This is a genomic window from Streptomyces cahuitamycinicus (assembly GCF_002891435.1).
Lineage (GTDB): Bacteria > Actinomycetota > Actinomycetes > Streptomycetales > Streptomycetaceae > Streptomyces > Streptomyces cahuitamycinicus.
In genome coordinates, this window is the sequence record NZ_POUC01000126.1 from 1 (window position 1) to 19,527 (window position 19,527).

Annotated in this window: 18 protein-coding genes and 2 pseudogenes; 10 read left to right on the forward strand and 10 right to left on the reverse strand. The window is 70.3% G+C overall.

Going from position 1 to position 19,527, the window contains the following annotated elements; all coding sequences use genetic code 11:
- Positions 1 to 241 precede the first annotated feature (241 nt).
- The 4 genes and pseudogenes from C1J00_RS18620 to C1J00_RS46820 all read left to right on the forward strand — a co-directional run.
- Positions 242 to 505: a hypothetical protein gene (locus C1J00_RS18620; RefSeq protein ID WP_102910201.1), complete on the forward strand. Its 264-nt coding sequence runs from the start codon at positions 242 to 244 to the stop codon at positions 503 to 505.
- A 306-nt stretch (positions 506 to 811) separates the two neighbouring features.
- Positions 812 to 1,303, forward strand: coding sequence for a DUF2243 domain-containing protein (locus tag C1J00_RS18625; RefSeq protein ID WP_245936394.1), 492 nt, complete (start codon positions 812 to 814; stop codon positions 1,301 to 1,303).
- Between the two features lie 83 nt (positions 1,304 to 1,386).
- Positions 1,387 to 2,046 (forward strand): annotated as a pseudogene (locus C1J00_RS18630) (cytochrome c oxidase assembly protein); the annotation flags it as partial.
- 119 nt (positions 2,047 to 2,165) lie between these two features.
- Positions 2,166 to 2,426: pseudogene (locus tag C1J00_RS46820) on the forward strand (hemerythrin domain-containing protein); the annotation flags it as partial.
- A gap of 298 nt (positions 2,427 to 2,724) precedes the next feature.
- Here the strand turns inward: C1J00_RS46820 and C1J00_RS18640 are convergent.
- Complete coding sequence (locus C1J00_RS18640; protein ID WP_146046208.1) at positions 2,725 to 3,300, reverse strand: hypothetical protein; 576 nt, start codon at positions 3,298 to 3,300, stop codon at positions 2,725 to 2,727.
- A 352-nt stretch (positions 3,301 to 3,652) separates the two neighbouring features.
- On the opposite strand from C1J00_RS18640, the gene C1J00_RS18645 reads away from it, so the two are divergent.
- Positions 3,653 to 4,411: a succinate dehydrogenase iron-sulfur subunit gene (locus C1J00_RS18645; protein ID WP_102910204.1), complete on the forward strand. Its 759-nt coding sequence runs from the start codon at positions 3,653 to 3,655 to the stop codon at positions 4,409 to 4,411.
- Positions 4,412 to 4,570: 159 nt separating this feature from the next.
- Here the strand turns inward: C1J00_RS18645 and C1J00_RS18650 are convergent, their stop codons facing one another.
- Together C1J00_RS18650 and C1J00_RS18655 are read right to left on the reverse strand one after the other, a co-directional pair.
- Positions 4,571 to 5,617 carry a cytochrome d ubiquinol oxidase subunit II gene (locus tag C1J00_RS18650; protein ID WP_102910205.1) on the reverse strand — a complete coding sequence of 349 codons (1,047 nt, stop codon included), beginning with the start codon at positions 5,615 to 5,617 and terminating at the stop codon, positions 4,571 to 4,573.
- Positions 5,618 to 5,646: 29 nt separating this feature from the next.
- On the reverse strand, positions 5,647 to 7,026 hold the full coding sequence (locus C1J00_RS18655; RefSeq protein ID WP_381038202.1) for a cytochrome ubiquinol oxidase subunit I: 1,380 nt from the start codon (positions 7,024 to 7,026) through the stop codon (positions 5,647 to 5,649).
- A 676-nt stretch (positions 7,027 to 7,702) separates the two neighbouring features.
- Between C1J00_RS18655 and C1J00_RS18660 the strand changes: the two genes are divergently transcribed.
- Positions 7,703 to 8,440 carry a GAF and ANTAR domain-containing protein gene (locus C1J00_RS18660; RefSeq protein WP_102910207.1) on the forward strand — a complete coding sequence of 246 codons (738 nt, stop codon included), beginning with the start codon at positions 7,703 to 7,705 and terminating at the stop codon, positions 8,438 to 8,440.
- A 202-nt stretch (positions 8,441 to 8,642) separates the two neighbouring features.
- Here C1J00_RS18660 and C1J00_RS18665 read toward each other — a convergent pair whose 3' ends face one another.
- The gene (locus C1J00_RS18665; RefSeq protein WP_102910208.1) at positions 8,643 to 9,299 is read right to left on the reverse strand and encodes a four-helix bundle copper-binding protein; all 657 of its coding nucleotides are present in this window, start codon (positions 9,297 to 9,299) and stop codon (positions 8,643 to 8,645) included.
- A 271-nt stretch (positions 9,300 to 9,570) separates the two neighbouring features.
- On the opposite strand from C1J00_RS18665, the gene C1J00_RS18670 reads away from it, so the two are divergent.
- A complete protein-coding gene (locus tag C1J00_RS18670) occupies positions 9,571 to 10,104 on the forward strand; it encodes a hypothetical protein (RefSeq protein ID WP_102910209.1) in 534 nt (177 codons plus the stop codon).
- A 79-nt stretch (positions 10,105 to 10,183) separates the two neighbouring features.
- On the opposite strand, the gene C1J00_RS18675 is transcribed toward C1J00_RS18670, so the two are convergent.
- The 4 genes from C1J00_RS18675 to C1J00_RS18690 form a co-directional block, all read right to left on the reverse strand.
- Positions 10,184 to 10,588 (reverse strand): hypothetical protein, encoded by a 405-nt coding sequence (locus C1J00_RS18675; RefSeq protein WP_102910210.1) that lies wholly within the window; start codon positions 10,586 to 10,588, stop codon positions 10,184 to 10,186.
- Positions 10,589 to 10,635: 47 nt separating this feature from the next.
- The gene (locus tag C1J00_RS18680; protein WP_245936398.1) at positions 10,636 to 11,208 is read right to left on the reverse strand and encodes a hypothetical protein; all 573 of its coding nucleotides are present in this window, start codon (positions 11,206 to 11,208) and stop codon (positions 10,636 to 10,638) included.
- Positions 11,209 to 11,278: 70 nt separating this feature from the next.
- Positions 11,279 to 12,013, reverse strand: a complete 735-nt coding sequence (locus tag C1J00_RS18685; RefSeq protein ID WP_102910212.1) for a YqjF family protein — start codon at positions 12,011 to 12,013, stop codon at positions 11,279 to 11,281.
- 127 nt (positions 12,014 to 12,140) lie between these two features.
- Positions 12,141 to 12,398 carry a hypothetical protein gene (locus C1J00_RS18690; protein ID WP_102910213.1) on the reverse strand — a complete coding sequence of 86 codons (258 nt, stop codon included), beginning with the start codon at positions 12,396 to 12,398 and terminating at the stop codon, positions 12,141 to 12,143.
- Positions 12,399 to 12,804: 406 nt separating this feature from the next.
- Between C1J00_RS18690 and C1J00_RS18695 the strand changes: the two genes are divergently transcribed.
- Both C1J00_RS18695 and C1J00_RS18700 read left to right on the forward strand, forming a co-directional pair.
- The gene (locus C1J00_RS18695; RefSeq protein WP_102910214.1) at positions 12,805 to 13,761 is read left to right on the forward strand and encodes a Rieske (2Fe-2S) protein; all 957 of its coding nucleotides are present in this window, start codon (positions 12,805 to 12,807) and stop codon (positions 13,759 to 13,761) included.
- Positions 13,736 to 14,338, forward strand: a complete 603-nt coding sequence (locus C1J00_RS18700) for a DUF1360 domain-containing protein (RefSeq protein ID WP_102910215.1) — start codon at positions 13,736 to 13,738, stop codon at positions 14,336 to 14,338. Before C1J00_RS18695 ends, C1J00_RS18700 begins: the two co-directional genes overlap by 26 nt.
- 388 nt (positions 14,339 to 14,726) lie before the next feature.
- Here C1J00_RS18700 and C1J00_RS18705 read toward each other — a convergent pair whose 3' ends face one another.
- Positions 14,727 to 15,824 carry an IS110 family RNA-guided transposase gene (locus C1J00_RS18705; RefSeq protein ID WP_245936396.1) on the reverse strand — a complete coding sequence of 366 codons (1,098 nt, stop codon included), beginning with the start codon at positions 15,822 to 15,824 and terminating at the stop codon, positions 14,727 to 14,729.
- A gap of 291 nt (positions 15,825 to 16,115) precedes the next feature.
- On the opposite strand from C1J00_RS18705, the gene C1J00_RS45910 reads away from it, so the two are divergent.
- A complete protein-coding gene (locus tag C1J00_RS45910; RefSeq protein ID WP_245936397.1) occupies positions 16,116 to 16,277 on the forward strand; it encodes a DUF6308 family protein in 162 nt (53 codons plus the stop codon).
- A 240-nt stretch (positions 16,278 to 16,517) separates the two neighbouring features.
- Here the strand turns inward: C1J00_RS45910 and C1J00_RS18710 are convergent, their stop codons facing one another.
- Positions 16,518 to 19,457, reverse strand: coding sequence for a glycoside hydrolase family 3 protein (locus tag C1J00_RS18710; RefSeq protein ID WP_102910216.1), 2,940 nt, complete (start codon positions 19,455 to 19,457; stop codon positions 16,518 to 16,520).
- Positions 19,458 to 19,527: the final 70 nt, after the last annotated feature.

The window sequence follows — 19,527 nt, forward strand, 5'->3', positions numbered from 1 at the left end:
GCAACGCGGTCCTGGGTGTGCCGCTCGGTCTCTACGACCGGCTGCGCGACGCCTTCGGACTGAGCACGTCCATGGCCACTGCCAAGAAGGTGTTCATCGGGCTCGCCGGGGTCCTGGTGCTGGCCGCGGCCGTCGCGATGCGCCGCAGACGACGTTGAACCAACCGGGTGCGGCGCTGAGTGCCGAGGGCAGCACGGGCACGCCGTCGACGCCGGCACGCATCTCCTGATCGGGAGGCATCATGTCCGTGTGGTCATGGGTCCGCGAACACCTGGGGGGTCGCACGAACGAGCCCTCCGCAGAGGTCCGTTCGGGTCGGTCGGAGGACACCGGCGGTAAGCCGGACGCCGAGGCGGCGGACCGGCACAGCACGACGGGGACGACGCGCAACGACGTCTTCGTGGGCCGGGTCTCGGGCGACGACCCCGGCTACCTGGAGACGGGCGCCGAAAAGCGCGCAGAACCGGACACCGGAGAGGGCGACGAGACCACGACATCGACGTAGGGAAGACACCGCCCGGCCTCGTTGATCGCCCAGCAGGCGTCCCGGCCGGACGACTGGCCGTCCGCGTGCCGAATCCACCCATGTCCTCGCTGTGCCGCCGGCCGAGTGACCGCCGCGAGGCCGGTTGGCGCGGGAAACCGGCTTCCAACTCCTGCGACGTCGAGCATGGGCGGCGTTCGCCCTCCCTGTCCTGAAGCGTGTCTCCTCTCCCCTGAGGGCCGTGCACTTGTGCTTGGCCCTGTCCTGGCGGGTACTCGGCGCCGGGCATCCCCAGCCGACGTCGTCGTACAGCGGGAAGGAAGAGCCATGAGCGACTCCGTCCGGTCCGACACCGCACCGGGCGCCGGCTCCGCGTCCCGCAGGTCCATGGCCGTCTGCGCAGTGATCGGGGCGGCGGTCATGGCCTCGGTCGACGAGATCGTCTTCCATCAGATCCTGGGGTGGCACCACTTCTACGATCGTTCCACCTCCGGCGTGGGGCTGCTGTCCGACGGACTGCTGCACACCGCCGAACTGCTGGCTCTGGTCGCGGGGTTCTTCCTCTACGCCGATCTGCGCCGCCGCAGGGCCCTGGCGTCGGCCCACGCGTGGTCGGGCTTCTTCCTCGGGCTGGGCGCCTTCCAGCTGTTCGACGGGATCGTGGACCACAAACTGCTGCGCCTGCACCAGATCCGCTACGGGGTGGACGTCACCCCGTACGACTGGGCGTGGAACATCGCCGGTCTGGTCCTGCTGCTCATCGGCGTGATCCTGGCCCTGCGTGCGGCCCGCCGCGGCGGGGCCGGGCCGGCGTCGTGACACTCGCGCACGTCCACCCCGGCCCGGCCACCGGACCCGGGACGGGCCAGCTGCTCACCATCGTGGCCGCGCTCCTGGTGGCGGTGGCGTATCTGCTGGCCGCGGGGCGTCTGCGGCGCCGCGGGGATGCCTGGCCCCGATGGCGGGATGTGTCGTTCACCGCCGGGGGCGTCGGTACGGCCTGGGCGTCGGGGGGAATTGTGCCGGGAGGACCGTTCACCGGGCACATGATCCAGCACCTCGTCGTCGGCATGGCCGCCCCGCTGCCTTTCGTCGTGGCCCGCCCCCTCACCCTCGCCCTGCGAGCCCTCAGGCCCGGCCGGGCACGACGACGCCTGCTGGTCCTCGCGCGATCCCGTCCCGTCGGCTGGCTCGTCCTCCCACCGCTTGCGGCGCTGCTGGACGTGGGCGGCCTCTGGCTGCTGTATCGGACGGACCTGTTCGCGACCATGCGGCACCAGCCGCTGCTGCACGGCGTGGTGCACGCCCACATGCTGGCGGCAGGGCTCGCGTTCACCTTCGCCATGTGCCAACTCGACCCGGTGCGCCGTCGCTGGAGTGTCGCCGTACGCGGTGCCACCTTGCTGGCCGCCGGCGCCGCGCACGCGGTGCTCGCCAAGACCCTGTACGCATCGCCGCCGCCCGGCACCGACTTCACTCCTGCCGACCTACACAGCGGCGCCCAATGGATGTACTACGGCGGCGATGTGGTGGATGCGGCCTTGGCGGTGGTGCTGGGGGTGGGCTGGTACACGGCCGGCGGACGCGCCCGTGCCCCTCGCACCCGACGTGGAGCTGCCCCGACCGGCTCCAAACAGAGGTTGACCAGTGCAGCCGGGGCACTCGGTGACCGTCGGCAGGGCGCCAGTACGGTGACATCCGCAATCTGTTCGACGAGGTGGAGAAGACCACCGGGGGCGAGCGGCGGGCCGCCTTTCGCCGCCTCGTCCGCCTGCTCGCCGTGCACGAGACGGCCGAGGAGGAGGTGATCCATCCCTTCACCCGCCGGGCAGGGCCGGGCGGCGAGAAGGTGGTTGACGAACGGCTGCGTGAGGAACGCGAGGCCAGGGAGCTGTTGTCCTGCCTGGACGGGATGGATACCGACGGCCCCAAGTTCCCGCCCGAGCCGCAGGTGCGCCTCGGGGCTTCATTCCGGCGGGCATCGACATCACTGACCCGGCCAGAAACGCTGAGCCACGCAAACTGTAAGGACCCCGGGCATGAGCAATGCCATGGCCGTGCCGGGCGGTTGCTGAAGCAGGCAGAGCGAGGTGTGCTCACTCCATCTCGCTCTGCACGTCGCTGAGGCGGGGGGTCTCGGCCGGCTTCGCCGCTCGGGGAACTCTGCGGCGACGGCCCCGCGCAGGCCGTCAAACGAGCCAGCGCCTCATCAGCCAGGCATCGGCGCCACACGGCGTCGATCAGCCGTGGTGTCGAGCGAAATGTCCGGCTTCAACAAGACGGCGGTTCCACCATCCGGGGCGGGCTGCCGCGATCGCCTTCAGCCGGCGGTGTTCCGCACGCTGGGCGGCGACGAGGAGGGGAACCAGCGCAGGAGCCAGCAGCGGCAGGCGTCGCGGAGCGGATTCGTTCTCCAGGAGCAAGGCTGCCACGGCCGCGGTACCGGAGACGTAGAGGATCGGGTTGTAGTACGGCATGAGCCGCGGGCCAAGCCCTTCGCAGTCCGTGAGCCACGGAAGACCCAGCCGCGTCCGCCTGCGCGGCCAGCCCGTCAGGTGGGCGATCACCGCAGCCAGGCTCACGCCGTTGAGCACGGCGAAGGCCGGATCGTCCCGCGAGGGCCAGGTGCCCCCCGCCCGCCAGGCCGTTGCCGTACCGACAGCCCACGCGCTCGCAGCGGTGAATGGTCCCAGAAGCGACGCCAAGGGCATCCCGACGCCTGCGGCCAGTTCGAAGAAGGCGTGTGTGGCCGTCGCGGCTGCGGTGACCCTGGTCAGAGGCCGACGTCGGCGCGCCGTCCGGTTCATCGCCGTCACCTCCTCCGCCTCCGGGCGTTCCGCCTGCTGTCCTGCTCATGGCCGCCCTGGTGCGGGCGGCATCGGCTCCGACGGTGTGGGTCGCACCGGCTCGCTGCCCTGGTGTCGTTGCCGTCGCGGGTACCCAGAGTCGCGCGTCGCCACCCACTGGCCCTCGCGTGTATACCCGGCGGCTGATGATCGCGGATCTACCGCATGCGTTGGCGCGCGGCGCCGGGTCAGCACCGGGCGTACGGTGGACCGGCGGAGCGTCGAAGCGTTCTGCGGGGAGGGGGGTTCACCGCGCGCCTGCCTCGGCCGTCGACCGGTTCGGCAGGCAGCCACCACAGCGAGCGCTGGAGGGCCGGTTCCGATGGCCACGCCGGTTATGGACAAGGCGGAGCAGATTTCCGCTGCATTCCCGTACATCACGGTCACCTTCCGGATCCGCCGGTTCAACCCGGAGGTCTCCGCGGAGGCGACCTGGCAGGACTTCCTGGTCGAGATCGATCCGAAGGAGCGCGTCCTCGACGGTCTGCACAAGATCAAGTGGGAGCAGGACGGCTCGCTGACCTTCCGCCGTTCCTGCGCGCACGGCATCTGCGGGTCGGATGCCATGCGGATCAACGGCCGCAACCGGCTGGCATGCAAGACACTGATCAAGGACATCAACCCGGGCAAGCCCATCACAGTCGAGCCCATCAAGGGCCTGACCGTGCTGAAGGACCTGATCGTGGACATGGAGCCGTTCTTCCAGGGCTACCGGGACGTGATGCCGTTCCTCATCACGACTGGCAACGAGCCCACCCGGGAGCGCATCCAGTCCGCGAAGGACAGGGAGCGCTTCGACGACACGACCAAGTGCATCCTGTGCGCCGCGTGCACATCGTCGTGCCCGATCTTCTGGACCGACGGGCAGTACCTCGGTCCGGCGGCGATCGTCAACGCGCACCGCTTCATCTTCGACAGCCGGGACGACGGCGGTGAGCAGCGGCTGGAGATCCTCAACGGAAATGACGGAGTGTGGCGCTGCCGCACAATCTTCAACTGCACCGACGTGTGTCCGCGTGGCATCGCCGTCACCAAGGCGATCCAGGAAGTGAAGCGGGCACTGATCACACGCCGCATCTGACCGGCAGCGCGCCGACGCCCCTGCTAGGGCTGGGCGAGGACCCGTTCGGCTGCGCTGGTACCTGCGCTGGGGGCTTTCCAGCCGACTCGGTGTCGGTACGTGCGGCCGGTGACGGGCGCTTTCACGTGCTGCCGTTGATGCAGCCGGCGATGAGCGCCGTCACGTGCCACTGTCTCCGTGGGTCGGTCCGTCAGCCTGTTCGGCCGGCTGGGGATGGTCGCGTTGGAAGGTGGCGTACAGCCACCACAGGGACGGCAACAGGAGGACTGCTCCGACGGCCAGGCAGATCAGGCTGGCCGACAGGACGGTGTCGGTGGCGGCGGCGTCCTGGAGTGTGACGCCGGGCAGCAGCCGGGGGTACTGGGCGATTCCCCAGCCCCACAGCAGGCCGGCGACGGCCAGGGCGGCTGTCAGCCGCACGGCCAAAAGGTGCCGGCCCCACATCAGCAACGCCAGGGAGACCAGCCCCGATGCCACGGAGAGGATCAACAGGGGCAAGGCACTGCCGGAGGTGAGTTTGGAGTAGAGCGCGGGTGCGTCGGCGTGCAGGACGACCAGCCCTGCCGCGGACAGGACACCGACGACGAAGCCGGTGACCAGTGCGCGGCGGCGGAACGCTTCGGTCAGCGGCGCATCACCGGCTCGCTGGGCGTCTCGGGTGAGATAGACCGCGGCGAGGTAGGCGGCGGTTCCCACCGCGAGAGCCCCGCTGATCAGCGAGGTGGGGTTGAGCCAGCTGGATACGGTGTCGCCTTGGGTGATGCCTGCGGGTACCCGGCCGGAGGCCACCGCGCCCGCCACGGTGCCCAGGAAGAAGGGCGTGGCCAGGGAGGAGAAGGCGAAGGTGGCGCCGAAGAGGCGTTGCTGCCAGATCTCGACGCTGACCTTGCGGAAGGCGAAGGCCGCACCGCGGGCGATGATCCCCAGGGCGGCCAGGGTCAGCGGAATGTAGAGAGTGGAGGCGATGGCGGCGAAGACGGGCGGGATGCCGGTCCACAGCAGCACGATGACGAAGATCAGCCAGACGTGGTTGGCCTCCCAGACGGGACCGATGGAGTGCTCCACCAGGTCGCGCTGGGGCCTGCCGCGTCGGGTGGTTCCGGCGAGCAGGTCCCATACCCCGCCGCCGAAGTCGGCGCCGCCGAACAACACGTAGGCGGTCAGACCGATCCACAGCACCGCCAGCATGGCCTCGGGCAGCGACATGACCGGTGTCCTTCCTTCCGCTCGGCGTCTCAGACGACCTTGAACTCGGCGACATCGCGCTCCTGCGGGGCGATCGGCACGGGCTGGTCACGGGCCAGGCGGCGCAGCACATAAACCGTGGCCACGGTCAGCACCAGATACACGACGCTGACCACCACGAATCCCCACACCACTCCGGATGCGGGGTTGACCGCCTCGGACGTGCGCATGACGCGGTAGACGATCCAGGGCTGGCGCCCCACCTCCGTGACGACCCACCCGGACTCCAGCGCCAGGACCGCGGCCGGCCCGGAGAGCGCGGCGGCGCGCAGGAACCACCGGGTGCCCGGAAGCCGTTTGCGGCGCCGCCACACCAGGCCGAGCCAGGCGGACAGGGCCAGCAGCGCGAACCCGCAGCCCACCATGATCTGGAACGCCCAGTGGGTGATGTTGACGGGTGGGCGGTCGCGCGCCGGCACCTCGTTCAGCCCCGCGACCTGCGCGTCTGGGTCGAAGTGTGCCAGCAGGGACAGCCCGCGGGGGATTTCCAGGCCGTAGCGCATCTCGCCGTCGACGGCGATACCGCCCACATGCAGGGGAACACCGCGCGCGGTGTCGAAGACGCCTTCCATGGCGGCGAGTTTGACGGGCTGGTTGTCCGCCACGAAGTGCGCCGCCCAGTCGCCCACCCCGATCTGCACCGGGGTCACCAGGGCGGCGATCGTGAACGGCACCAGGAAGCCGAGCCGGTGGTACCGGTCGCGGCGGCCGCGCAGCATCGCGACCGCGTACACACTGGCCATGAGGAAACCGGCGACCATGAACGCGGCGAGGATCATGTGAACGGTCTGCGGCGGGGTCGCCGGATTGAACATCGCCTCCCAGGGATCGACGGCGACGACCCGACCGCCCCGCATCTGGAAGCCCACGGGTTGCTGCATCCAGGCGTTGGCGGCGACCACGAAGAAAGCGCTGGCCACTCCCGCGACGAGGATCGGCAGTGCGGTGAGCATGTGCTGGCGGGGCGGCAGCCGGTCCCAGGCGTACAGGTAGATGCCAAGGAAGATCGCCTCAATGAAGAAGGCGATGCCCTCCAGTGAGAACGGCAGGCCGATGACCTGCCCGTAGGTGCCCATCATCCCGGGCCACAGCAGGCCCATCTCGAACGACAGGATGGTTCCGGACACCGCTCCGACCGCGAACAGCACCCCCATCGCCTTCGCCCACCGCCGCGCCAGCAGCCGGTAGTGCACATCCCCCGTGCGGTGACCGCGCCACTCGGCGAACACGGTGATCGCGGGCATCCCCACCCCCAGGCAGGCGACGATGATGTGCCAGCCCAGCGACAACGCCATCTGCGACCGCGCCGCCCCCAAGCCGCCGGCCTCGGCAGCGGACAGCACGTCCCCCATAAGCGCGGTGCTGCTCACCCGCATTCCTCCTCACGGCAGGCATCGGGCGCAGACCCGGCACACGGGACATGAGACCGCCATGGCCCGCAACCCGGCAGCCACCAGGCCGCCCTCCGCGCCAACGTGCAGGAACACGCCCGGAGGAGAACCTCACGTCCACGACACCCGGGTAGAACCGGCTGGCCGCCGCCAGGCAACGCCGCCAAGGTATGGCACCCGACAGGCATGTCACAGCAGCGACGCGACGTCAGCCGCAATCGGCACAGGCTCCGAGCAGCGAGGCCCGCAGAGCCGTCACGTCCCGGCCGGCGAAGCCAAGGCCGCGGCACTGACCGCGGGCGGGGCTGGCCGTCTGCCAGCGGAGTGGTGGAGTACAGGTGGATCACTTGGCCTCGCAGCCCATGGCGTCACCGTCCCCGTCAAGGCGGTCCGGGTCGTCGGGAGCCGCCCCAGTAGCGACCTGAGCAGTCCGCCGCATCTGCTGCGGCTGCGGCAGCGGTGGGAGCGGCGGCCCCGCCGCTTGCCCTCCCCCGAGTCGACCGGGTCTCATGTGCCGTTCGTGGCTTGCACGCGGCGACACAGGGCACCCGACATGCGCGGATCGGCGTCCGCCGCGGGCACAGGGGCGGTGAGTCGGCGGTGGCCGTCCGCTCGGATGACACAGGGAGACACGTGACGGTGGGCATCGGGGCACATGCGTCAGGGCTGCGGAGGGCCGGATGATGGCCGAGGCGACGAAGGCGGTGCGGCTGGTCGCGGAAGCCGCGGCGGGCACCCCCGCGAGGAGGTTCCCCGGCGGGTGTGCGCGGCGGTGTGCGAGGGACTCGGCGTGGACGGTGCCACCTTGTCGTTGCTCACCGACACACCCTCCCGCCAGCTGCTCGCCGCGTCGGACGATGCCGCCCTGCTGCTGGAGGAAATCCAGTTCACGGTGCTGGAGGGGCCCTGCATCAGTGCCGCGCAGACCGGCGAGCCCGTGGCCGTGGACGACCTGCGGCAGGAACTGACGCCCTGGCCGCTGTTCGGGGCGATGGCGCACGAGAAACTCCCGGAAGTGGGCTCGGTGTACGCGCTCCCCCTGTTCTTCGGCGACTACGTCCTCGGGTCGGTAGACCTGCTGTCGACACGGCCCCGCGCTCTCGATGAGGACGCCCTGGAGCAGGCGTCCCACGTGGCCGACGCGGTGACGGCGGCGCTCATGCCCACCCGCGAGATGCTGCTCACGGGGAACGACGCCCCGGCGTGGGAGCCGGAGCAGGTGGTCCGTGCCCACTGGTTCGACACCTGGCGTGCCGTCGGAGCCCTGGCGGGCCGACGGCGGATCAGCCCTGAGGACGCCCTCGCCCTCATGCGCGCCGAGGCCCTCCGCACCGGCAGGTCATTGCCGGACATCACCACGGACGTCCTGCGCGGCCCGCCCGGTACGTCGTAGGCGCGCGGGTCCAGAGCAACTGCTCAGGCGCCCGTCAGCAGGTCGTGCTCCCGGACAGCTGCCAGGGACAGCGTCCCTGGAGCCGACCTGCTCAAGGCGGCGGCGCCGGACACGACGACCGAGGTCGGCGTTGGACTCCAGCAGGGCCTTGACCTGTCAAGGCGTGATCATGCCGGTCCGTCCTGGCCATCGATTCGCCGCGCTAGGACCCGCGCTTCCCGCTGATCGCGTCGATGAGCTCTTCCTTGCGCATGTCGTGAACACCGCTGAGGCCCTTGTCGCGGGCCATGTCGCGCAGTTCGTCCATGTTCATCTCGCGGAGTTGCTCCTCGGAGACCTCCTGGGACGCCTCGGACGTTCCAGACGTCTCTGCCCCGCCGCCCATGGAGGCTCCGGCAGGCGTCGTCGCGCTGGGCGGGGACGTGGGGTACCCCTCGCCGGCGTCGCTCGAGCCCATCTGCTCGGCCAGCCGACCCAGCAGCTGTTCCGTCTCGCGGCACTCCTTCGCGGACAGCTCGAAGTACGGAGTGCCCTTGAACTCCTCGGCAGCGTCCGCGCTCGCGCGCAGGACGGTGCGGGTCGCCTCGATGATCGCCATCGTCGTCGGCGCGTCGTATCCCGTCTGGCGGGCCAGGATGCGGGCCGCGACCGTACACAGGTCGGCGCAGTCGTTGTCCAGGCGCACGCACTTGATGGACATCACGATCTTTTCCGGGTCCTGCTCGGCGGCGGCAGCGTCGGCGCAGGTCAGGCAGACGCCTGCGCACTCGTACAGCTTGTCGACCGCCTCGCCCAGCATTTTGGGCGGCATCCCGGTCTCGGCGGGGTAGGCGTCGAGCAGCTTCTCGACCAAGGACATGGCATCCTCCGTACATCAGGGGCGGGGTCGGAAATGTCTGTTTCGCGTGATTCGCGCCACGGGTACCCGCACCTGCGCTCGCCACCCACTCCGGCGGTGTGTAGCGGGCCGCGGATCTCGCCGGTACTTTGCGCGGTCCGTGTGCCGGGCCCGGGCGGCGTGAGAGAGATAGGGCGACACGGCCGGGGTACTCCCCACCCACCGTCGCCCACCGGGACGCCCGCCGCGCGACCGGTGGGTGAAGGTGGTCGTACCGGGTACTCGCCAGGGCATGATCAAGCGCGCACTGTGGCAGGGACTGCTCGCCGGTACCGCCGGAGGCGTCGTGATGACTATCGGCGAGAAGATCGAGCAGGCCGTCACCGGCCGGCCCGATTCTCATGTGCCCGCGCGGGTCCTGCAGCGGCTGATCGGCCTGCCCGAACGACCCGGCCCCCAACCGCTGCCAGTCAACTGGGCCATGCACTATGGCCAGGCCGCCCTCCTCGGGGTGCTCCGGTCGGTCATGGCCCAGGCCGGACTGCGCGGACCGGTCGCCTCCGCCAAATTCGCCGTCGTCCGCCTCACCAACGACCAGATCCTGGAGAACGCGACCGGCGTCGGCGCCCCACCGCAGACCTGGCCCCGCAAGGAACTCGTCGTGGACCTGCTGCACAAGGCCGTTTACGCCTTCGCCACGGGTGCCGTCGCCGACGCCTTGGCCGCCCGCGGCGGCCCGGGCCCCGGACAGCGCCACGCCGACGCCCGCCCCGGGCGCCACGCCCACGTCGGACCGCTGCCCCGCAGGCATGCCTACGGGGCATGAATCCGGCAGTCGTCACCGAACGGCGCGTCGGGGAGTAGCCGTCCGGGCGGTCCGGGCGGTGATAGCGGGAGCCGCTCGTTCACCGTCGGCCGCTCCTGATGTCCCCTGTACTCCGCGCTGGGGACGAACGCAGCCAGGCGGCGATCCATCCGGTCTGCATCGCGGCATCAAGGAGGTACGTCGGCCGGATCCGCCCCTTGGGTACGTAGACCAAGTCGACGGCCAGCAGCGTCACGGCGGTGCCCAGACCGACACGGCGGGCGTGGGCCGGGCCCTGCGCGTCCCCGGCCGCCGCGAGCTGGGCGACGCCGGCGGAGGCGAGCAGTCCGCCCGTCGTCATCTGCAGCCACACGTCGGTCTTCGGGCCGAAGACCCACTCGAAGCTGCGCAGGTGCAGCAGGGGCCACAGTCCGCCCACGATGTTGAAGGCACCGTGCGCGACCGCGAGCGTGTGGGCGGGCTCCCGCACTCCGGTTCTGCTCAAGGGTCATCCCTCCGTAGGTCCCGGCCGGGTACCCTGCCCAGGCGCCGTCACTCCGGGCCGAGTTCGACTGTCGTCGTGACCCGGGTGGCGGAGGGGTTCCTCGGCGCCGAACCGAACCCGAAGCGCACGGGCGGCTCGACGGGTGCCATCGCCCCGAGGTCCGCGCCTCCGTAGGCGGCCGAGACGGCACGGATCGGCAGCAGGTCCCGGGCGCCGTACCACTCCCGGCGGCCCTGTCCGGCGCTGCCGCGGGTGCGCACGCCGGGCAGCAGCAGGCGGGCGGGCCGGTCCGTCAGCGCGCTCCATGCCGGACGGCGGGCGAGCGCGCCGGGCACGGTCCGCAGCGAGAAGCCCAGAAGCCCTCGCCGGCCGGTGGTGAAACGCAGGTCGAGTGGCCCGGCGGTGACGGTCCAGGCGTCGTGCGTGACGCTCACTTCGACCGGGACGACACGGGCCGTGTCGAAGATGTAGGTGCCGCTGATGAAGTCCGCTGTCTCGCGCGTGGGGGCCAGCAGCAGCCTGTCCCCGTCGGCCCGCTCCAGCATCACGTCGCTGAACGCTCCGAAGGGCGACCGTTGCCAGTGTCCGAGCACGATCCGTGTGCCGGAGGAGGTGCCCATGCCCGCGATCCAGCCGTCGAAGCGCACGCGCGGGTGTCGCGTGACGGCGCCAGAATTCGGGCGAGGGGAGTCAGGAGGGCTGGGAGACGCGCTCCGGGCCGCATGGCCTGGAGGGCCCGAGCCGTACATGCCTGACTCCTTCCGAGAAGTGCACCAGGGGCTCACCGAGGGGGGCTTCCCGCAGGCCCGCCGCGGCGGTCAGCGTCTCCTCCAGTACATCGACGTCGGCGGTGGCCAGCGGCCACGGCTCGTGCTCGACGGGCGTCTCCCACAGCATGCCGAGCCTGCGGGTGTAAGCCCGCCAGCGCGAGGTCAGCCACACGTCCCGCTCCGTCGGCTCGATCGGGTCGCCAGGCCGGACGACCAGACGGTAGGAGGCGTCACCGATCCATCGGGAACCGGAGTACGAGACGGTGTCCCCGTCCGTGGACACGCGGAGGGTGCCCGGGTTGTACGGTGCGCCGATGGCGCGGGCCGCCACCATCGGGGGGAAGGCGACCTCGATGGACAGGAACCAGAGCCCGTCCCGGCCGTCGCGGTGCCGTACGTACGTGCGCAGGTTGGTCTCCGCGAACGTCGGCAGGCCGGGCAGCGAGGCGGGTACACCGGGTGGTCGCACGTCCGCCATGACGAAGGGGGTGAGCCCCACCCAGGCGGCCCCCTCGTAGTCGTCGACGACCAGTCCCCCGGGCAGGAGCGCCTGGATCGCGTCGGGCCGGAACGGCCAGTGGACGAACGTCTGCGTCAGCCAGCCCGCCCGCAGCGCCAGCAGGCGCACCCGCTGCTCTGCTCCGTATGCCACCACGGGCGTCGGGTCCCCCGCGCACGATCGAAGGAAACCCGCGGGGCCCGGCACCGCGGGCGGAACGGCACCGGCCAGATCATGAAGGGGGCCAGGACGCCGGGCGTCCGGGCGAAACCCTTCGCCCGGCTCAGGGAAGGTAGTAGGTCTGCCGCAGGAACGCGGCCGTGTCCCGCAGGGCCTGGGTGAAGCCCGCCTTGTAGCGCGCGTCGGTGTCGGTGCGCCGGCTTTCGGCCTCCGCCCGCTGGTCGAGGTGCAGGGCGATGTCGAGGTGGTTGCGGTAGAGCGTGCCGTGTTCGCCGTCGAGGGCCGCTCGTGCGCGCTCCTCGTCCCAGTCCTCCAGCTCGCCGGTATCGAAATCCAGCAGCTCCTCATCAGGCCGCTGCACGGTTTCCTCCCTCGCTTCCCCTCAGACCGAGGACGAGCAGCCCGGTCGTCCCTCCCGGGTACCCGTCATCGGATCCCAGTTGCGTCTGATGACCGGCTTCCAGACGACGGCCTTCTGGTCGACAGACAGGAAGTAACGTCGCTTCTCCTCACGGTCGTCCACCGCACCTGGCTGAGGCCGAGTGCGCACGCTTCAGCCGGCACGGCCTCCATCAGCACCGGACCCACTCCGCGACCGGGTGGCCGTCCCCCAGGAACAGGCAGTCCATGCCGCCCTGCCGCGGCGGGTCCTCGCGCGCTGGCTCGTGACATGGGGCCGTTGCCGGGGTTCATCCGGCCTGGTCGGCCGTTTGCGGTATGCGCAGGTGGGGACCCGGCTGCGCATGACCACGACGCCACGCCGTCGGATGCGGCAGAACCGGGTCCTGGCGCTGCTGGACCGCATAGAACGAGACCCCCGGGCCGATGCGGTGATCGACGCCATCGGCCGGGGTGTGCGTGCCCTGCCAATCGGTCGCGGCCGGGACGCGCTGCACGGAAGGTGGCTGGGCCACCCCGTCCATCCGCTGATGGTGCAGGTGCCGATCGGCAGCTGGCTGTCCGCGGCCCTGCTCGATCTACGGCCCGGCCGCTCCCGTGAAGCGGAAGTGCTCATCGGCGTCGGCCTGACCGCCGCCGCCCCCGCGGCCCTGGCAGGCTGGACCGACTGGGCGGAATTGCACCGCCAGCAACAACGCGTCGGCCTGGTGCACGCCCTGAGCAACGTGACAGCCGTCGCGCTGTACGCCACCTCACTCACCTGCCGCCTCAACGGACGCCACGCGGCCGGCCGAGCCTACGGCCTGCTCGGGCTGACGGCGGTCGGAGTCGGCGGCATGCTGGGCGGCCACCTCGCCTACCGTCAGGCATCCGGCGCCAACCACGCCGAAGAGGTGCCGCACGTGGTCACGGAGGGCTGGCACCGGATCGGCACCGTGGACGAGTTCCCGGCCGGCCGGCCCGTGCGGCGCAGTGTGGACGACGTACCGGTCCTGGTCGTGCGCGAAACCGGCGGCACCATCCACGCTCTGGCCGACCGGTGCAGCCACCTCGCCGGACCACTGTCCGAGGGCACGATCGCCGACGGATGCATCCAGTGCCCCTGGCACGGAAGCGTCTTCCGCCTCTCCGACGGCTGGAACGTACGCGGCCCCGCCACCGCTCCCCAGCCCGCCTTCGAAACCCGGATCACCGACGGCCACATCGAGATACGCCTGCGCCAGGACGACCGGGCGGAGCACACGGACAACAGCCGGGAGACAGAGCGGCAACCGGGCGCCGCGGAGGAGGGTGTGACCCATGGATCCCCTGGCCACCACGCCTGACAACAGGGCTGAAACCACAGGTGACGCCGCAGCTGACAAGACGGCTGACAACCGCCTCGCACGACGCCTGCGCGAGTTCGCCCGGCGCACCGGACGACGGTACTCCGCAGGGCACGACCGGCCGCTGGGCGGCTATCTCGCGTCCATGACGGGATTCGGGGCGTACACCGCGGCCTGGGCCACGGCGGTACGGCTGCGCGGGAGCCCCCTGCCCGACCGGCCCCAGCCCTGGGACGTGGTCCTGACCTCGGTCGCCACCTTCCGGCTCAGCAGACTCCTGAGCAAGGCGTCCGTCACCAGTCCGCTGCGCGCGCCCTTCACGCGGTACGTCGGCCCCCAGGGCCCCGCCGAACTGCACGAGGAGGCGCAGCCGGAAGGCGGCAGGGACACCGTCGGCGAGCTGGTGACGTGCCCGTTCTGCACGAGCGTCTGGGTGGTGTCCACCCTGACCGCCGGGCAGTTGCTGTGGCCGCGGGCAACCCGGACCGCCATGGGCGCGCTCGCGGCACTGGCCGGCGCGGACGCGCTGCAACTGGCGTACGGCGCACTGGTGAGCCGGACCACCGGGGATGACTGACCTGGCCCGCGGAGAGCCGGAGTACAACGGTGCCCACGCCGGCCGCTGCACTCCGTCACAACCTCTGTGCACAGAAGCCCCGCCGAGCCCCGACGGGGCTTCGTCGTGGCACGGAGCCCGTATGGAGGGGGCCTACAGGGAAGTGGACCGCAATGCGGCAAAGGCGTTGGGCTTTGCAGGGGTGAAGGCTACGACTTGGTTGGTCGCGAAGAGTTCCCGGGTCGGATGCTGTGCGTCGGCCGTAAGACGCGTGTCGTCACCGCATCCTTGCTTCGGGTGCTCGGGAGAGGAGAACCCGAGTGCGACAGTGCTCACGGCGGACAGGAAACCCCACGTACTCAGAAGCCCCGCCGGGCCGCACCTGCGGGGCTCCTCGTCGCAGACGCCCCTATAACGCGGGGGTGCTGGACACTGGCCTGACCAGGTTGAAGACCTCTCGGGCGGCATACCGCTTGAGGCATCGGATGATCTCACGTCGGGTCTTGCCCTCCTGGGTGCGGCGTTCGTAGTACGCCTGGGTACGCGGGTCGTGGCGCAGCCGGGTGAACACGATGCGGTGCAGGGCCGCGTTGGCCTGGCGGTCGCCGCCGTAGTTGAGCCGGCGCGTGCGCCGCCGGCCAGAGGAGTACTCGATGGGGCTGACTCCGCAAAGGGCAGCAAAGGACGCCTCGGTGTTCAGCCGCTCAGGGTTGTCCCCCATGGTGATCAGGAGAGTGACGGCACTGTCCGGACCGATGCCCACCGGTTCGAGCAGCTGTGGGGCGTGGTGTTCGACGAGCCGGGTCAGGCGTTGGTTGAGCTCATTGATCTGCGCGGTGAGCTGTTCGATGCGCTCGGCGAGCATGCGTAACGTCATGTGGGTGGCCTGGGTCACCGCGTCCTCGTCTCCCCCACCGTCGGGTGGGCCGAGGCGCGCGCAGGTGCGGAACAGCTCGGCGTTGCCGAGGCTCGACAACCGTTCCCGCAGGGCGGGATCGGCTATGACCAGGACGGCCTTGAGCTGGTTGATCGCCTGGGTGCGGGCCTTGACCGCGGAGTCTTTGGCCAGCTTGTAGATCCGGGCGCTGTGCACGGGGCCGTCGCCGGACTTGGCCCGGGCCCGGGCGCGACCGCTGAGCACCGCTCGCGCGGCGGCCTGAGCGTCCAGCGGGTCCGACTTCCCCAGCAGCCGCCGGGCCGAGCGGTCGGGCCGGTTCACCTCGAACACCTGAATCTGCTGGGCCAGCAGGTAGCGGGACAGGCCCGCGCCGAAGGTCCCGGTGCCCTCCACACCGGCACGGCGCACCGTACCCCGCTTGCGGGCCCACACGAGCAACTGTCGGTAGCCGACCGCCGTGGCCGGAAAGGACTCGGTGCCCAGGATTTTCCCAAGCGAGGAGATCACGGCGGCGACATGAACCTCGCCGTGCGTGTCCACGCCCAGCACGACCTCGCGCCGGACGGGAGGATCTGTGCTGGAGGAGGTGCTGCTCTGTCGGGTCGTCATGCTGGTTCGCCTCCCACGTGGTGACGTGCCGGCTGGGTGGATGCGCACCGGCCTGCTCGGGCGGTCTGAACTGTGATGGCGCCTGATCGTCGGCAAGGCCCCTATGGGGACACGCCCTGTGGCTCGGTGGCAGGCAGCATCCCGCGACGACAGTCGACAGGTCCGTGACTGGACACTTCGGTCAAAGATCTCAGGAGTCAGACCCCGTCCGGGATGGCACTGCACAACCGTCCCATCGATCCCGGTACAGCGGCATGACTCGATCGTTGCCGGACGGCTTCGGCCGAATCGATGCTCAACACGGGAAGTCGCTTCGAGCACCTCGCTGGAGGGGGTGATCGCCAGGCAGTCGCGAACACAGTGACTGCCGATGACCTGATCGCAGTGCAGACCTTGTCGGTCAGGATCACTTCCGCCCATGTCCCTGCCCCGCAGGTGGGCCCCAAGGTGTAGCGGAAACGGCACAGCGGCTTGCCCGCACGCCGGAGGGGGCCCCGAGACGCTGATCACCATGACATCGGATACGCGCCCGCGATCAAGGACACGGGTTCCACCCGCCGTCGAGGGGGTTCCACCCCGTCGACGGCGCCCGCTTCCCGCGGGGCCACGAGCACACCGACGACCTGGTGGTGCCTCTCGTGGGTACAGGCGCACGTACCGACGAGAAGGACGATCAGCCGCAGGCCGTCCGGGTCAGCGCAGCGAGAACGTCGACAATCTCTGGCCCTCGCTCAGCACGAGGTACACGTCCTGGCGCCCCTTCGCGGCGGCGGACAGAGAGGCGTTCACCGTCTCGTACGTGTACACCGACCCCGTTCCGGACGCCTTCGCCGTGCCGATGAGCGTACCGGTCGGCGAGCCGAGCCGTATCTCGACCTTCCCGGCTGCTCCGGCCACCCGCGCGCTGAACTTCGCCGCGCCGGAGCCCAGTTGGGCATCGGCGAACTTGAGCCAGGCCCCGTCGGCCGAAGCGCCCACCGCGGTTCCGCGGACCTTGGACTCGTCGACCAGCCGCACACCCTCGTAGTCGTCGAAGTTCTCGGCCCGGGTCGGCCGTGAGAGACCCCGGGCCGGTATCGTCTCGCCGCGCACCTTCAGGGACGTACGGGAGCGGATGTCCTCGGAGGACGCGCCCACGAGGACGTCGTACGTGCCGCTCTCGACCACCCACTTGGAACGGGTGACGTCCCAGTGTGCGAGGTCCTTCGTCGTGAGCCTCAGCTTGACGGTTTTCGTCTGGCCCGGTTTGAGCGAGACCCGCTGGAACGCCTCCAGCTGTTTCAGCGGCTGTTTGTCGCGTGAGACGCGCTGGTGGGTGTAGAGCTGCACGACCTCGTCCCCGGCACGCTTGCCGGTATTCGTGACGGCGACCTCGTACCCGTCGTCGAAGCGCTTCAACTTCCCGTAGCGGAAGGAGGAGTACGAGAGTCCGTAGCCGAACTCGTAGAGCGGGTCACCCTTGAAGTACTGGTACGTGCGGTCGTGCTTGATGTTGTCGTACTCCAGGATGGAGGGGAGGTCGGCCTCCGACTCGTACCAGGTCTGGGTGAGCCGTCCGGCCGGGTTCACGTCGCCGAAGAGGACGTCGGCGAGGGCGTTGCCGGTCTCCTGGCCAGCGTGGGTGGTCCACAGGAGGGCGGGGACCTCCTTCTGGAGGGCGCCGAGGGTGGTCGGGTAGCTGTTCTCGACGACCACGACCGTCTTCGGGTTGGCCGCTCGCACCGCCTTGACCAGGGCATCCTGGGGCGGGGCCAGGCCCATGTCCTCACGGTCGTCGTTCTCGCGGCCGTTGATCGCGGGCATGGAGCCGACCACCACGACCGCCGCGTCCTTGTTCTTCACCGCCGCCACGGCCTCCTCGACGCCGCTGCGGACGATGTCCTTGGTGTAGCGCGCGGCCTCGGCCTTGGTGACCAGGCCGAGGGTGCCGTCGTCGCCGGCCGGGCCGAGGTAGACCGGGTTGGACCACCAGGGCTCCCGGGTCTCGTAGCCCGCGTACCGCAGCAGGTGCGTGCCGTCGGCCTGCGCCTCCAGCGCGAACTGCTGCTGCACGAACCAACCGTTCGGCTGGGCCTGGTCGTTGACGAAGTTCGACCAGTTGTAGCCGACGTACTTGCCGTTCGCGGCCGACCGCAGGGTCACGATGCCGGAGCCCCAGTCGAACACGTCGAACTGGGCCTCGGCCCCACTGGACGCGCTCTCCTTCAGCACTTCGCCGTCGGCGTCCGTCCCCGCCGTCACGTACGTCCCGCTCTCCGCGTTCTTCAGCGTGATCCGGTCCACGCCTTCGCTACTCGCGACCGACGTGCCGAGTTTCGCGGCGATGCCCTCCTTGGGCGTCACGGCGTACGGCAGGGTGCCCGAGTACCAGTCGGTGTAGAGGGTGTCGGCGAGCGGGCCCACGACCGCCATGTCCTGGGACGCGGAGGACTTCAGGGGCAGGGTGGCGCCCGAGTTCTTCAGCAGTACCGCCGCATCGGCCGCCGCCTTCCGCGCGAGCTTCTGATGGGCCGGACTGTTGATGACGGACTTGTCGATGGAGCCGTATTTTCCGCCGCCCGGGTCGAATTCACCGAGCCGGACGCGGATGCTCAGGATGTGCCCGGCCGCCGTGTCGACGTCCGACTCCTTCAGCAGGCCTGTGGACACTGCCGACTTGATTGCCGTCGTGGTCCGCACGGAGTTCGTGTCGTCCGTTGTGAAGCTGTCGATACCCGCCTTCAGCGTGGCCGCGTTGCCCTCGGTCAGGGTGCCGTAGTACTTCTGACTGCCGGTGCCGGTCAGGTTGTTGGGCGCGTGGGCGTCGGTGACGTTCAGAAGGTCGTGGGAGGTCCAGGTGCGTACGTCGTCGAGCGCCGGATCGACTGTCGCCGGGCGGCCGTTGACGAGGTTGTACGACGACATCACGCCGGTCACCGCGTCCGCCTCGATCGCCGGTCTGAAGGCCGGCTCCTCGTACTCCTTCAGCACGCGTGGGCGCAGGTCGGACGAGGTGGTGGTGCGGTCCACCTCGTTGTTGTTGCCGAGGAAGTGCTTCAGCGTGGGCGCCGTCTTGAGGTGGTCGGGGTCGCCGCCGGTGAGGCCGGTGCCGTACGCGATCGCCATCGAACTCGTCAGGTACGGGTCCTCGGAGTAACCCTCCTCGTTGCGGCCCCAGCGCGGGTCACGCAGCGGGTTGACCACCGGGGCCCACAGGTTGAGGCCCCAGCCGGCCGGGCGCTCCTGCTGGAAGCCGCGCGCTTCGTCGCCCACCGCCGCACCGACCTTTTTCATCAACGCCGGGTCCCAGGTCGACGCGAGGCCCACGGCCTGCGGGAACACGGTGGTCTCGCCGAGCCAGGCGACGCCGTGCAGGGCCTCTGTGCCGGTCTGGAACGACTGGATGCCGAGGCGGGGGATCGCGGGCTGGTACTGGTGGAGCAGGGAGATCTTCTCGTCGAGGGTGAGGCGGGCGAGGAGGTCGTCGACACGGCGGTCGACGGACAGCTTCGGGTTGCGGAAGGCGTACGAGGGGTCGTCCGCCGCGGCCGTCCCCGTGGCCGTGACGCAGAGTCCGGCGATCAGGGTCAGGCCCAGGGCCAGGGCGGGGACGCCCCGTCCCACGGTGGTTCTGCGTCTTCTCTTGCCTTTCATGGCACGGCTCCTTCAACTAGGGCCTTGCTTCGGGGCTTGGACAAGATTGCTTCCGTGGGGGGAGTGGGGC

Coding starts and splice junctions, on each gene's coding strand:
- C1J00_RS18620 (WP_102910201.1), top strand. CDS start 242: ATGTCCGTGTGGTCATGGGTCCGCGAACACCTGGGGGGTCGCACGAAC.
- C1J00_RS18625 (WP_245936394.1), top strand. CDS start 812: ATGAGCGACTCCGTCCGGTCCGACACCGCACCGGGCGCCGGCTCCGCG.
- C1J00_RS18645 (WP_102910204.1), top strand. CDS start 3,653: ATGGCCACGCCGGTTATGGACAAGGCGGAGCAGATTTCCGCTGCATTC.
- C1J00_RS18650 (WP_102910205.1), bottom strand. CDS start 5,617: ATGTCGCTGCCCGAGGCCATGCTGGCGGTGCTGTGGATCGGTCTGACC.
- C1J00_RS18660 (WP_102910207.1), top strand. CDS start 7,703: ATGCGTCAGGGCTGCGGAGGGCCGGATGATGGCCGAGGCGACGAAGGC.
- C1J00_RS18665 (WP_102910208.1), bottom strand. CDS start 9,299: ATGTCCTTGGTCGAGAAGCTGCTCGACGCCTACCCCGCCGAGACCGGG.
- C1J00_RS18670 (WP_102910209.1), top strand. CDS start 9,571: ATGATCAAGCGCGCACTGTGGCAGGGACTGCTCGCCGGTACCGCCGGA.
- C1J00_RS18680 (WP_245936398.1), bottom strand. CDS start 11,208: ATGGGCACCTCCTCCGGCACACGGATCGTGCTCGGACACTGGCAACGG.
- C1J00_RS18695 (WP_102910214.1), top strand. CDS start 12,805: ATGCGGCAGAACCGGGTCCTGGCGCTGCTGGACCGCATAGAACGAGAC.
- C1J00_RS18700 (WP_102910215.1), top strand. CDS start 13,736: ATGGATCCCCTGGCCACCACGCCTGACAACAGGGCTGAAACCACAGGT.
- C1J00_RS18705 (WP_245936396.1), bottom strand. CDS start 15,824: ATGACGACCCGACAGAGCAGCACCTCCTCCAGCACAGATCCTCCCGTC.
- C1J00_RS45910 (WP_245936397.1), top strand. CDS start 16,116: ATGCTCAACACGGGAAGTCGCTTCGAGCACCTCGCTGGAGGGGGTGAT.
- C1J00_RS18710 (WP_102910216.1), bottom strand. CDS start 19,457: ATGAAAGGCAAGAGAAGACGCAGAACCACCGTGGGACGGGGCGTCCCC.